General features: G+C 43.5%; 10 protein-coding genes. 7 read left to right on the forward strand and 3 right to left on the reverse strand.

Annotation, left to right across the window (positions count from 1 at the left end; genetic code table 11):
- Positions 1–64 precede the first annotated feature (64 nt).
- Positions 65–598, reverse strand: a complete 534-nt coding sequence (locus FCV43_RS15705) for an RNA methyltransferase (RefSeq protein ID WP_017051880.1) — start codon at positions 596–598, stop codon at positions 65–67.
- A gap of 345 nt (positions 599–943) precedes the next feature.
- Here FCV43_RS15705 and FCV43_RS15710 point away from each other — a divergent pair, with 345 nt between their 5' ends.
- From FCV43_RS15710 to FCV43_RS15725, 4 genes are all read left to right on the forward strand, one after another.
- Positions 944–1,192: a YgjV family protein gene (locus tag FCV43_RS15710; protein WP_029203287.1), complete on the forward strand. Its 249-nt coding sequence runs from the start codon at positions 944–946 to the stop codon at positions 1,190–1,192.
- A gap of 244 nt (positions 1,193–1,436) precedes the next feature.
- A complete protein-coding gene (locus FCV43_RS15715) occupies positions 1,437–2,363 on the forward strand; it encodes a LysR family transcriptional regulator (protein WP_136995715.1) in 927 nt (308 codons plus the stop codon).
- A 192-nt stretch (positions 2,364–2,555) separates the two neighbouring features.
- A complete protein-coding gene (locus tag FCV43_RS15720) occupies positions 2,556–3,665 on the forward strand; it encodes an NAD/NADP-dependent octopine/nopaline dehydrogenase family protein (RefSeq protein ID WP_136995716.1) in 1,110 nt (369 codons plus the stop codon).
- 27 nt (positions 3,666–3,692) lie between these two features.
- Positions 3,693–5,102, forward strand: a complete 1,410-nt coding sequence (locus tag FCV43_RS15725; protein ID WP_017051884.1) for a YfcC family protein — start codon at positions 3,693–3,695, stop codon at positions 5,100–5,102.
- A 230-nt stretch (positions 5,103–5,332) separates the two neighbouring features.
- Here FCV43_RS15725 and glpK read toward each other — a convergent pair whose 3' ends face one another.
- Together glpK and FCV43_RS15735 are read right to left on the reverse strand one after the other, a co-directional pair.
- Positions 5,333–6,847, reverse strand: coding sequence for a glycerol kinase GlpK (glpK, locus tag FCV43_RS15730; protein ID WP_113797900.1), 1,515 nt, complete (start codon positions 6,845–6,847; stop codon positions 5,333–5,335).
- Positions 6,848–6,960: 113 nt separating this feature from the next.
- Positions 6,961–7,815 carry an MIP/aquaporin family protein gene (locus tag FCV43_RS15735; RefSeq protein WP_136995717.1) on the reverse strand — a complete coding sequence of 285 codons (855 nt, stop codon included), beginning with the start codon at positions 7,813–7,815 and terminating at the stop codon, positions 6,961–6,963.
- A gap of 527 nt (positions 7,816–8,342) precedes the next feature.
- On the opposite strand from FCV43_RS15735, the gene glpA reads away from it, so the two are divergent.
- Genes glpA through glpC form a run of 3 tightly spaced genes read left to right on the forward strand, consistent with a single transcriptional unit; the run spans position 8,343 to position 12,710 of the window.
- The gene (glpA, locus tag FCV43_RS15740; protein WP_136995718.1) at positions 8,343–10,052 is read left to right on the forward strand and encodes an anaerobic glycerol-3-phosphate dehydrogenase subunit A; all 1,710 of its coding nucleotides are present in this window, start codon (positions 8,343–8,345) and stop codon (positions 10,050–10,052) included.
- Positions 10,039–11,484, forward strand: coding sequence for a glycerol-3-phosphate dehydrogenase subunit GlpB (glpB, locus tag FCV43_RS15745; protein ID WP_136995719.1), 1,446 nt, complete (start codon positions 10,039–10,041; stop codon positions 11,482–11,484). Before glpA ends, glpB begins: the two co-directional genes overlap by 14 nt.
- Complete coding sequence (glpC, locus tag FCV43_RS15750) at positions 11,481–12,710, forward strand: anaerobic glycerol-3-phosphate dehydrogenase subunit GlpC (protein ID WP_136995720.1); 1,230 nt, start codon at positions 11,481–11,483, stop codon at positions 12,708–12,710. Before glpB ends, glpC begins: the two co-directional genes overlap by 4 nt.
- The last annotated feature ends 465 nt before the right edge of the window (positions 12,711–13,175 follow it).

Consider the following 13,175-nt stretch of genomic DNA (forward strand, 5'->3'; position numbering starts at 1 on the left):
CAATAAATAGAACGACTTAATTTTATTCACTAACAAAAAAACTTCTTAATCCAGTATTGAACGTTTAGGCTTCTATTTGTGCTTCGGTTTTTTGTTTCACTTGAAGATGATTACGGTTATCACGACTTTTACGGATTAACTCATCCCCTTTCTCTATGTTGACCGACTTTGCTAGGCGATCATAAAGAAGAACATTGACGGTTGCCGCGAGGTTCATGCAACCGACCGTTGGGACATAAACAACGTGATCTGCGCGATCCGCTACATCTTGCGTGATTGAACCATCTTCTGGGCCAAATATGTAGATCGCTTTCTCTGGATGCTGGAACTCAGGCAGAGAAACCGCACCTTCTGCCAGCTCTACGCACACCACTTTGACATCTTCAGCAAGATCATCAAGCAACGATTCCACACCGGTGAGTGGTATTTTACGCGCGACACTTTTGGTATCCGTTTGGAATTTTGCCGCTTTGGCATAGCGTTGGCCTGTATACAGCACATTATCAACTTGATAGCACCCAGCGGCACGCATTACTGCCCCAACATTGGATGGGCTTTTAGGGTTGCTCAACCCAATTGTAACTTGAGTCTCTTTCATTGAAGTTCTCATTCAGAATAATACGTTCGTCTTGGGCATTAACACGCCATGACAGTATGAAGCGCGGCATTTTACCAAAGCAAAGATAGGAGAGAAAGGAAAACAAATGGCCTAACCACCAACAAAAATGGTAATAATATTTTTGTAAATAGAAATTAATCGTTTGCGTAATCGCTAACTATCTCCTAACCCAAAATTGGGGCTTTCATCACACATTTACCCTTGTTATAGTTCGCCATAGTTAAATATAACCAGTCCAATCGAGGCACGGAGCTTCCTCACTTATCTCAAGAAGAGAAGAATTGGTACCGACACAACATCGGCAAACATTAAGAGAGAAAAACAATGGAATTTAATATGGTTGAAATCCTAGGTTACGCAGCATCGATCATGGTTGCTATTTCACTAACAATGAAAGACATCGTTCGTCTACGCGTACTTAACTTCGTTGGTTGTGGTCTATTCACAGCATACGGCCTAATGATTGACTCATTCCCTGTTGTACTAACAAATGGCTTCATCGCTTGCGTTAACGTATATTTCTTAATGAAAATGCAGCAAGAAAAAAAAACACTAGCAACTGATAACGCTTAAGCTTTTAAAGACCTAGTTTTTAAAGACCTAGTTTTTAAAGATCAAGCTTTTAAAGACCTAGTTTTTTAGACCCGAATTTTTAAAAAGCCCAAACAATCATGTTGTTAGGGCTTTTTTGTATTAAAAAAACGCGACATTAATTCAAAGTGGCTATCTATGATTTTTCATTTCAAACTGCTTTAGTTATCAAAGACTTTTAATAACTAAATTGCTAATGTGACTTTTTTCCTCAAGATCGACGTGTATGAAACTTTCTCAACTCAACGCTTTTCAAGCCATTGTCGAATGCAAAACGATCACAGCGGCAGCTGAACGCCTCAACTTAAGTCAACCTGCGGTAAGTCGCCTACTCTCTTCTCTTGAATCTCGTCTTGGGTTTGTCCTATTTAGTCGGAAACGTAACAGCCTTACGCTCAGCGATGAAGGCGCCGCTTTCTACTTAGAAGTATCCAAAGTATTTGAAGCCATGAATGGTTTAGATAATGCAGCACAATCCATCCGCAATCGACATTTTGGTTCGTTACACATCGCAGCGATGCCTTTGCTTTCCAATGCTTTTCTTCCTCGGATTTTAGCCACATTTCTAAAGCAGAACCAACAGGTTAAAGTCGGATTCAAAACTTATCGTTCTGAAGATGTTCTGCGCCATGTTCAGAGCCAAACCACAGATATTGGTTTCGCTTTCATTGATAAACCATTAGCTGGTATCACTGCGCAGCGTGTCTCTTGTGAATGTGTCTGCTTGCTTCCTGCAGAGTCACCACTGGCAGAGAAGAGCTATATCGAAATTCGAGACATTGCTGATCAAGTGCTCATCCGTTACGAAAAAGATCACATTCAAAGACAAATAGACACGCTATTACGCCGCAATGACCTCACGATTATTGAACAAGTCGAAGTCTCTTTAGCTTCTACCGCGGCAGCTTTAGTTCGAGAAGGTGTTGGCATAACCATCACCGATCCGCTCACCGCTCATATGGCAAGCGAGCATCCCGATGTCGTCATGCGCCCTCTCACATTTAGCCTACCCTTCGAATTCGACATCCTTTATCCCGCTTTAAAGCCGATTCATCGCCATGCGGAACGCTTCATCGAAGAATTCTTACTGCTTGCGGACTCAATGAATATCTACCTAAAAATAGGTCCCACCCGTGACTTAATGGATGGCTAACTGGATAAGTCACATAATGGCACTCAAAGAATAATGTCTATACTTCTATTATTTTAAATATAAATCAACAACTTAAATTTAACCCTTCGGTCAGTATACTTTTTTTGCATACTGACCTCAGCCTTCGGCAATGTTCATTCCAGTCGTTCCTTTTTATGGTGTTTATCAACTTAATCACATAAAGGAATGAACATGACTTCTCATGTATCCATCATCGGTTCCGGTAACGCTGGCCTCACTGCTGCTTATCATTTTTCTCTTAATGGCGCCAAAGTGTGTCTATATGGCGCTCAAGGTTTTGATCAACCTTTAACCGATATTGAGCAGCGTGGCGGCATCGAAGCCCTCGCCGAATTTAATGCTGTACCTCTCGATTTTTCAGGTTTCCAAGCGATCGATCAGATCACAAGAGAGCTGAAGGATGCCATCGACTATTCTGATTTGTTGATTCTACCGGTTCCATCGTTTGCTCAAGAGCCGCTGTTCATCGCTATGCTGCCTCATCTACGTGACGGACAAACCATCATGCTGATGCCTGGTAACTATGGCTCACTGGTGCTTAATCAAATTAAAGAATCTCATGGTTATAAAGACCTCGATATTACCTTTGTCGATGCCATCTCTATACCTTGGGCAACCCGTATTGTAGGCCCGGCTCAATTGGCTATTTTAGGCATGAAAGAGTTTCTTCCGGTGGCGGCATTTCCGGCAAATAAAACCGAGGCTGCCATTGAGCGAATGCAGAAAGTGATGCCGCTTCCTCTGACTCCGCTTCCGAATGTGATTAGCGCAGGATTAGAAAACATCAACTTCGGCGGGCATCCACTGCTTACCACCCTCAATATGGGTCTGCTCGAAAACTTTGATGGCCAATTTAATTATTACAAAGATTGTTGCTCTGTCTCTACGGCAAAAGCGGCAGCAGTAATGGAAAAAGAGCGCCAAGCGGTAGGTAAAGCACTGAATCTCAATCTTAAACCTGAGCTTGATGCAATGAACGAATTGTATGCGATGCAATGTGAAACGGTTTACGAAATTAATCGCACTTCCGAAACCCACGGCAAACTTAACAGTGCGCCAAATTCTGCGAGTAATCGCTACATCACCGAAGATGCCGCTTACTTACTCGTCCCCTGTTTCGAATTAGGAAAGTTAACGGGCATCCCAACCCCACTGGTGAATGCTTGCCTACACATCGATAACGCGTATAACGACACCAACTATTTTCAGGATGGACGAACTCTGGAAAAGATGGGGCTTGCTGGCATGTCTGTCACCGAGATCATGAACTTTGTCGCGTAATAATAAAAATACGAAGAGGATTTTCAAATGAAGACAATGAAGTTTCCATCGGCCTATACCATCTTGATGCTACTCACCGTCGTCATGGCCGCCCTTACTTGGTTGATCCCTGCGGGTCAATACCAAATGGAGACCAATGAAGCGCTAGGTAGAATGGTGCCCCTTGTGGGCTCCTACCATACTGTAGAAGCGAACCCACAAGGGATCGTCGACATACTCATGGCGCCCATTCAAGGGTTCTACGATCCGAATGATTACGTCGCTCGCGCTGTAGATGTGGCTCTATTTGTTCTGGTGATTGGCGGGTACTTAGCGGTTGTGACCAATACGGGGGCCATTGATGCTGGTATAGCAGGAACAATGAGCAAATTAGGTGGCAAAGAGAAGTGGATGATCCCAATTTTAATGGGTCTATTCGCTCTTGGTGGCACCGTTTATGGTATGGCAGAAGAGACAATTCCGTTCTACGCCCTGCTTATCCCCGTTATGATCGCCGCGGGTTATGACAGTATTGTTGGTGTCGCCATTATCATGGTCGGTGCAGGCATAGGTTGTTTAGGCTCAACCATCAACCCTTTCGCAACAGTGATCGCGTCTAACGCTGCTGAAGTCAACTTTATGGATGGTATTGGGCTAAGACTAGCGATTCTAGTGTTAGGCTGGCTTGTTTGCGTCATTTACGTGATGCGTTATGCCGAGAAAGTCAAACGCGACCCTTCACTCTCTATTGTAGCAAGCCAAAAAGAAGCGAATGAAAAGCACTTCTTGCACGGTAAAACTCAAGCTGTGCCTGAGCTGAACGCCACTAGAAAGATTGTTTTAGCCATTTTTGCATTAACCTTCGCCGTAATGATGTGGGGCGTATCTATTGCAGGTTGGTGGATGGCAGAATTATCCGCTCTATTCATTGGTTCTAGTATTGTTGTCGGTTTAATTGCTCGAATGCCAGAAGCCGATATCACCAATAGCTTTGTGGATGGTGCCCGTGATTTGCTCGGTGTCGCATTAATTATCGCTATCGCTCGCGGGTTAGTGGTCGTCATGGATAACGGTAATATCACTCACACCATTCTTAATTATGCAGAAGGATTATTGGCTGGCCTACCGCAGATCACTTTCATCAATGCCATCTACTGGGTTGAAGCGGTGTTATGTTTAGTCGTACCTTCTTCATCAGGCTTAGCCGTACTCTCTATGCCTGTACTGGCACCATTAGCCGATTTTGCTGGCGTTGGTCGTGAGCTTGTTGTTACGGCATTCCAATCAGCTTCAGGTTTACCAAATCTTGTTACGCCAACATCAGGTGTGGTAATGGGTGGTTTAGCCATTGGTCGAATTGGCTACTCTTCATGGCTTAAGTTCATCGGCCCACTGATTGGCGTGCTAACTATCATGATCATGGCCCTACTTAGCTTGGGTGTCGTGATAGGGGCATAATCGGATTATTGTCCAAACAGCCCAAATATTAGTAACGTCAAGATCACAAGGCTAGACATGCACCGTCATTTCTAGCCTTTTCTCTTTAGAACGAATATTAAGGCATTCTTTACTTTCGGGTTTCAGCGTTCAAATTCTCAAACAAAAAAACCGCATCATCTATCGGATCATAGACAATACGGTTTTAGCTTAGAGTGAGTTACTTTGCACTTAAATTAGCGCATCAACTTTTAATCTTCGTCGTGCATTTCAGCCCATGTTTGAGCACAACGCACCGCTCGTTTCCAACCTTTATAACGACGAGCACGCTTCTCTTCGTCTTCATGAGGCGTAAAGCTGCGATCAAGAACGGCCTTATCACTCAGTTCATCCACACTATCCCAGAAACCTACCGCTAAGCCAGCAAGGTAAGCCGCACCAAGCGCTGTCACTTCGGTGACTTCAGGGCGATGAACTTCAGTATCCAGCACATCAGATTGGAACTGCATTAAGAAGTTATTTGCCACGGCACCGCCATCAACGCGAAGCGCTGAAAGTTTAATGCCGGAATCAGCTTGCATTGCATCCAAAACATCGCGAGTTTGGTAAGCAATCCCTTCCAATGTTGCACGAATAATATGGTTAGAGTTCGCACCACGAGTTAAACCAACGATAGTGCCACGTGCATAAGCATCCCAATACGGTGCGCCTAGACCAGTAAATGCAGGCACCACATAAACACCATTTGATGAGTCTACTTTTGTTGCAAAATATTCAGAATCTTTTGCGTCCGCTAGTAACTTCATTTCATCTCGTAGCCACTGAATTGAAGCGCCACCCATGAACACGGCACCTTCAAGTGCGTATGCAGGCTCACCTTTAGGGCCACAAGCTAAAGTGGTAAGCAGACCATTTTTAGACGTTACTTTTTCTTGCCCGGTATTCATCAACAAGAAACAGCCTGTGCCATAAGTGTTTTTCGCTTGTCCTGCTTCAACACACATTTGACCGTACAATGCCGCTTGTTGGTCACCCGCGATACCCGCAATTGGGATACGAGTCCCGCCTTTACCACCAATGTTCGTTTTGCCATACACTTCAGAAGAACGCTTCACTTCAGGCATCATAGAAAGAGGGATATTCATCTCTTTCAGAAGTTTTTCATCCCAGCAAAGGTCATTGATGTTGAACAGCATAGTACGAGAAGCATTGGTGTAATCAGTTACATGCACGCGTCCTTGTGTCATTTTCCAAACTAACCAAGTATCGACCGTACCAAATAACAACTTGCCCGCTTCTGCATCTTCACGCGCACCTTCAACATTATCTAGAATCCATTTTACTTTTGTACCAGAGAAGTACGGGTCTAAAACTAACCCCGTGTTTTCGCGGACATACTCTTCTAACCCGCGAGATTTCAACTCTTCACAAATGGACGCGGTACGACGACATTGCCAAACAATCGCGTTATAAACTGGCTTGCCTGTTTCTTTGTTCCAAACAATGGTGGTTTCACGTTGGTTCGTAATACCAATCGCGGCCACTTCATCACTGCGAATACCGGACTTGCCTAACACTTCAACTAGGGTCGAACTTTGCGTAGCATAGATTTCTAGAGGATCATGTTCTACCCAACCCGCTTGAGGATAAATTTGGGTGAATTCACGCTGAGAGACACTCACAATATTGGCATCGTGATCCAGAATAACAGCGCGAGAGCTAGTAGTGCCTTGGTCTAGGGCTACAATATACTTTTGCTCAGTCATGGTAATTTCCTTTTTGTTTCTTCTATTCATTATTATATGTAGGGAGACGATTTGTTTCACGAAAGACAAGTTTATGGACACTCACTTTACGTAAATCACAAAACAATCTTAAATTAAACTCGTGCTTCTTCTGCTTGTTCTTCCGTATCGCACTGATTTGGAATGGTACAACCTTGGCCAGTTACTGGTAGATACGCGCCAATCGCTTTTGGATATAGCCAACCACCAAAACATGCACCCGCAATCGGAGCAAGAATTGGAACAATAAAGTAAGGAATATCTTTCGCACCCGTTAGCGCATGATCCCATCCAGCAAAGAAAGCGAATAGTTTTGGACCAAAGTCACGAGCAGGGTTCATTGCAAAACCTGTCAGTGGACCTAAAGAGCCACCAATCACAGCAATCAACACACCAATTAATAGAGGATTCATTGCACCACGCGATGCGCCATTATTTTCGTCACCTAGAGCCAAAATTGCGAACATTAATACGGCGGTAATTACGAATTCAACTGCAAAAGCGCCAAAGAAAGAGAGGGAGGCATTTGGATAAGTAGAGAATATTCCGGCTGTTGCTAACGCTTCTTCGCTACTACGAGCAAAGTTGTGCGCAATTTCGTAATCAACAAATAAGTTGCTGTATAAGCTATAGACCAACGCAGCAGAACAAAATGCGCCTGCCATTTGTGCCATGATATATGGAACCACTTTAGATTTGTCGAAACCATGGAAGGCCGCCAGTGCAATGGTCACTGCCGGATTGATATGTGCACCTGATACACCTGCGGTACAGTAGATAGCAATTGCAACACCAAAACCCCAAACGATGCTGACTTCCCATTGACCGAATTCAGCCCCTGTCAGTACTAGCGCTGCCACGCAACCCACACCAAAAAAGATTAACAATCCGGTGCCGATAAACTCGGCTATGCACTCTCCTAAGAGAGTGTGTTGTTTGTTTTGTGTCATGATAAATGTCCTTGTCCGTTTTATAGTAAATGTGCGCCCAGTGCACGGAGAACATTGTGCACATAAAAACGAACACGAACATAAGCAACCAACAAAAATGAGCATTCGAGCACAAAATTTTAACAAATATGACTTATTTTTGTTAAATGACGCATTCTTTATATTAGAGTTTTAACTCCATAAAGAGCATTTTTCAAATTATAATTTATGCACTCAGTTTTCCATATTGAAATTTATAGAAACCAACAAAGCTAATGTTTGCATAGCCTACAGCCCTATTTGCAATTGTGTAAATAAAATAAACCAACAAGTAACCACATACAAAACAAGTGTTTATAGATCGCATTAAAACGCATCAGATCAAATTCACGATCAAAATTACCAGATTCATTCAATTATTTTACATTTACGCCACGTTCAATCACCCCACAAAATGCTCAAACGAACATTTGTGAGCCAACTCTCGAACATTAACTTCCAAAAATGACACACTATTCGTAAGTTAATTATTTGATGCAGGGCTTTATATGACCACTACGACACGCTTTGAAACTGATGTCGTCATTATTGGCGGGGGTGCAACAGGAACCGGCATAATGCGAGATTGTGCTTTACGCGGTATTCCATGCATCCTTTTGGAAAAAGATGACATCGCCTCAGGAACCACAGGTCGAAATCACGGCCTGCTTCATTCAGGTGCGCGTTATACGGTTACTGATCCTGAATCTGCTAGAGAGTGTATCCAAGAAAATCAGAACCTTAAGCGAATTGCGAAACATTGCGTCGAAGACACAAGTGGTCTTTTTATTACACTCCCAGAAGATGAATTATCCTTTCAATCACAGTTCATCTCTTCTTGTAACCATGCAGGGATTGAGACCGAACAACTGACACGCAAACAGGCTCTCGCGCTTGAACCTAACGTTAACCCTGATCTAATTGGCGCAGTCAAAGTACCTGATGGAACGCTCGATCCTTTTCGTTTATGTGCGTCTAATGTTCTAGATGCCAAAGAACATGGTGCTCGATTGTTCACTCATACAACGGTTACTTCGCTGATTCGTGAGGGCGATACGGTACTAGGAGTGCGCTGCCTCAACCTGCGCAATAATCATCAATTTGAGATCATCGCACGTGAGGTGATCAATGCTGCTGGGATCTGGGGACAAAATATCTGCGAGTATGCGGAACTCAATATCAAAATGTTCCCTGCAAAAGGGTCACTCTTGATCTTGGATTACCGAATCAACAATCTTGTCATCAACCGCTGCCGTAAACCTTCTGATGCCGACATTTTAGTGCCTGGCGATACCATCTCACTTATCGGCACCACATCTGAACATATCGACTATGACCAAATCGACGATCTCCATGTCACCAATAAAGAGGTCGATATTCTATTAGAAGAAGGCGCAAAACTGGCTCCAATCATGGCAAACACTCGCGTGCTAAGAGCCTATGCTGGTGTTCGTCCACTTGTGGCCGTTGATGATGATGGAAGTGGTCGCAATATTAGTCGAGGTATCGTTCTCCTAGACCATGCCGAGCGCGATGGGTTGAATGGCCTAACAACAATCACCGGCGGTAAGTTGATGACTTATCGACTCATGGCAGAACACGCTACTGATCTGATTGCTCATAAACTGGATAACTCTGCGCCTTGTACTACTCACCTGCGCCCTCTTCCAGGCTCAAATGAAACGCCAAAACAGAAGAAACACACGGCAAGTCTGGCTAAACCTGTATATGAATCGGCAATTTATCGTCACGGAGAGCGCGCAGAAGCTTTCTTATCGGATGATAAAAAAAGCCAAGCCGTCATTTGTGAATGCGAAATGGTCACCGCTGGCGAAATTGAATACGCGATTAAAAACCTTGATGTTCACAATCTTGTAGATCTAAGGCGCAGAACCCGTCTAGGGATGGGCCCATGCCAAGGTGAACTATGTACCTATCGTGCCGCAAGCCTATTTGAAGAATACGGCAATGCATCGGGTACTGAATCTAGCCAACTGCTGAAACACTTTTTAGAAGAGAGATGGAAAGGGATCAAACCGATTTTTTGGGGCGATGCCCTTAGAGAAGCGGAATTCAGCTACTGGATTTATGAAGGCTTGTTTGGCACTGGCGATATTCCACCAGCGGTTCAACCACAAACAGAAGAAAATAAGAACACCGAGGTTAATCAAGACGAGATCAGCCTAAATAAATTAGGAGAAATGTATGATTCAATTTGATGTGGCGATTATTGGCGGTGGCGTTGCAGGCTATACGGCTGGATTACGTTGTTTAGAAGCTGGCCTGAAAACAGTACTGGTTAGCCAAGGTCAAAGTGCCATGCATTTTTCATCAGGCTCCATTGATCTGCTTGGTCAAACCCCCGATCACCAAGCCGTTCAATTCCCATTAAATGCAATTAGGCAATTTCCACAGAACTTTCCGCTTCATCCTTACGCGAAGTTAGGTGCAGCGAAGGTTGAGAATGCACTCAATTGGTACCAACACAAGTTAACGCAACTTGGTTTACCTTTGCATCAACAAGCCAATGGTGAAAATCATTTTCGCATTACCCCTATGGGAACATTGAAAGCAACGTGGATGTCGCAACCTTTTGTACACCAAGTGACGACACAAGCGTCGAGCCTTGCATTCAAAAAGATAATGATGGTCTCCATTGAAGGCTTCCGCGATTTTCAACCACAGATTGCCGTCGACAATTTAGCAAAAGATCCGATGTTCAAAGGGATCGAAGTCTCTAGCTTGAATGTCTCTATCAACGCATTCAAAACCATGGAGCGTAACCCGCATGAACTTCGCTCTATCGACCTGTCTAGAGTGTTGAAAGATGAAAGTGAATTCAATGCGTTTGCCGATCAACTGATGACTCACGCAAGTCAAGATGACTTAGTTGTATTACCTGCCATTTTGGGTAACGGTGACGGTTTGGCCTTGATGACGAAACTCAAAGCCAGAACAGGACTCAATTTCCATGAAGTTCCCACCATGCCGCCATCACTACTAGGGATTCGCGTCGAAGAAACAATGAGCCAAGCTTTCATCCGTTTAGGCGGCACTCTTTTAAAAGGTGATTATGCGATTGGCGGAGAAATAAATGAGACAGAGAATGGTACTGAGTTGTCCATTTTAAACACTAAAAACCTGTCTGATTTACCTCTTAAAGCGGAACACTACATTCTTGCTTCTGGCAGTTTCTTCAGCAAAGGTTTAATCGCTGGCCATCAAGAGATAAGCGAGCCCGTATTTAACCTAGATGTTTGCCACGCAGGGCTTCGTGAAACTTGGCGTGAAAACGATTTCTTCACCGATAAACGCCACTTATTCATGAGCTTTGGTGTTGAAACCGATCAACATTTCCGCCCTTCTATTGCAGGCAAAACGCTGAATAACGTTTACTGCGCAGGAGCCATTTTGGCTCACTACAATCCTGTCGTAGAAGGAAGTGGCAGTGGCGTTGCGATCAGTACCGCCCACTCCATCAGTGAAGCGATCATTCAGTCATACGACCATAGTTCTATAACAGATAACAGCTCTGTAACAGATAATAGATCTAAAACAGATAACAGCTTTAAAACTGATGAACCTGCACAGCACAAATCAGAACAGCCATCACCACAAAACGAACAAACAACAGATGAGGTGTGTTTATGAGCCAAGCCTTCATAGAAAACGCGTCTAAAGACACCAGCTTCGATCAATGCATTAAATGTACAGTATGTACGGTTTACTGCCCTGTTGCGAAAGCAAACCCTGATTTCCCAGGCCCAAAACAGTGCGGTCCAGATGGCGAACGCCTACGAATTAAAAGTGCAGATTATTACGACGATGTACTCAAGTATTGCACCAACTGCAAACGCTGTGAGACTGCCTGCCCGTCTGGCGTTAAAATTGGCGATATTATCGCGGTTGCGAGAGGAAAATACGAAAAAAGAAAACTTAACCCAAAAACGGTTAGAGATTTTGTGCTCAGCCATACCGATCTTTTTGGCTCCATAGCGACCCCTGTCGCGCCTATTGTTAATGCGGCAACGTCGATCAATATCGTCAAGAAAGTCATGCACAAAACCATTGGCGTACACGATCACAAATCGCTCCCGAAATATTCTCATGGTACGTTCCGTCGTTGGTTTAAGCAGAACTGTACGAGCCAACCGCTTTACCCAAGACAAGTCAGTTACTTTCATGGCTGTTTCGTCAATTATAACCATCCTCAGCTTGGAAAAGATTTCATTAAAGTCATGAACGCGATGAGCATTGGTGTACGACTGCTTGATAAAGAGAAATGTTGCGGCGTACCTCTGATTGCCAACGGTTTTCATGATAAAGCGCGAAAAAATGCGCTACTCAATGTTGAGAATATGGAAAAAGTGGTTGAGACCTACCAAACTGAAATCCTCTCTACGTCTTCAACTTGCTCTTTTACACTCCAAACCGAGTACCCGCATGTGCTTGGTGTAGACAACAGTAAGGTTGCACAAAAAATCCAGTACGTCACACGCTTCCTTCTGAAAGAGTTCATGAGTGGTAACGCGCCAAAAATGAAGCCCATAAATAAACGTATTGTCTACCATACTCCATGTCACTTAGAGCGCAGCGGTGGCGTAATTTTTACCATTGAACTGCTCAAAATGATTCCAGGATTAGAAGTTATTATTCTTGATAGCGAATGTTGTGGGCTAGCCGGAACTTATGGATTCAAAGAGGAAAACTACGACACTTCAATGAAGATTGGCTCTCATTTGTTTGAGAAAATCAAATCATCAGAAGCGGACTATGCGATCACTGACTGCGAAACCTGTAAATGGCAGATAGAAGAAAATACTCAACTCGAAACGATTCACCCTATTAGTTTATTAGCCATGGCGTTAGCCGAGTAACCAAACAACTGAATTAGCAATATCTCAAAATACCGAAGCAAGAAGCATCCTTAGCGCGGCCATGGTTCATCAGTCATCCACGGCCGCCCTCTCTTATCTCTTATCTCTTATCTCTTATCTCTTATCTCTTATCTCTTATCTCTTATCATAATTAGACTTAATTCTTCTCCTCTTCTACTAACTTATCTCACTATTTTCATAGAGCTTTTAGTCTATTTTCAGAGTCCATATCGCAACTATTCTTATTTCTATCAATAAGACAGTTTAATACGACAAATATGCAAAATTAACCCTAGACAGAGTGCGGATTATGAGGGTAATGTCACACGCATTTCACCCTCATTTTATTATGGTTAATAGGGAATAGCTCCCATGTAGGTCTACTACGAGCTAATAGCATTGAACGCAACATGCCAGAATAAATATAAAGCTTTGAAAGTCATGAAAAATTACTCATTCGAGGCA

The organism is Vibrio genomosp. F6 (genome assembly GCF_005146325.1).
In the GTDB taxonomy this organism is placed as follows: Bacteria; Pseudomonadota; Gammaproteobacteria; order Enterobacterales; family Vibrionaceae; genus Vibrio; species Vibrio cortegadensis.

Excerpts from the sequence above, each read along its gene's own strand:
- FCV43_RS15710 (WP_029203287.1), top strand. The coding sequence starts at position 944 with ATGGAATTTAATATGGTTGAAATCCTAGGTTACGCAGCATCGATCATG.
- glpK (WP_113797900.1), bottom strand. The coding sequence starts at position 6,847 with ATGACTGAGCAAAAGTATATTGTAGCCCTAGACCAAGGCACTACTAGC.
- FCV43_RS15720 (WP_136995716.1), top strand. The coding sequence starts at position 2,556 with ATGACTTCTCATGTATCCATCATCGGTTCCGGTAACGCTGGCCTCACT.
- FCV43_RS15735 (WP_136995717.1), bottom strand. The coding sequence starts at position 7,815 with ATGACACAAAACAAACAACACACTCTCTTAGGAGAGTGCATAGCCGAG.
- FCV43_RS15705 (WP_017051880.1), bottom strand. The coding sequence starts at position 598 with ATGAAAGAGACTCAAGTTACAATTGGGTTGAGCAACCCTAAAAGCCCA.
- FCV43_RS15725 (WP_017051884.1), top strand. The coding sequence starts at position 3,693 with ATGAAGACAATGAAGTTTCCATCGGCCTATACCATCTTGATGCTACTC.
- glpB (WP_136995719.1), top strand. The coding sequence starts at position 10,039 with ATGATTCAATTTGATGTGGCGATTATTGGCGGTGGCGTTGCAGGCTAT.
- glpA (WP_136995718.1), top strand. The coding sequence starts at position 8,343 with ATGACCACTACGACACGCTTTGAAACTGATGTCGTCATTATTGGCGGG.
- FCV43_RS15715 (WP_136995715.1), top strand. The coding sequence starts at position 1,437 with ATGAAACTTTCTCAACTCAACGCTTTTCAAGCCATTGTCGAATGCAAA.
- glpC (WP_136995720.1), top strand. The coding sequence starts at position 11,481 with ATGAGCCAAGCCTTCATAGAAAACGCGTCTAAAGACACCAGCTTCGAT.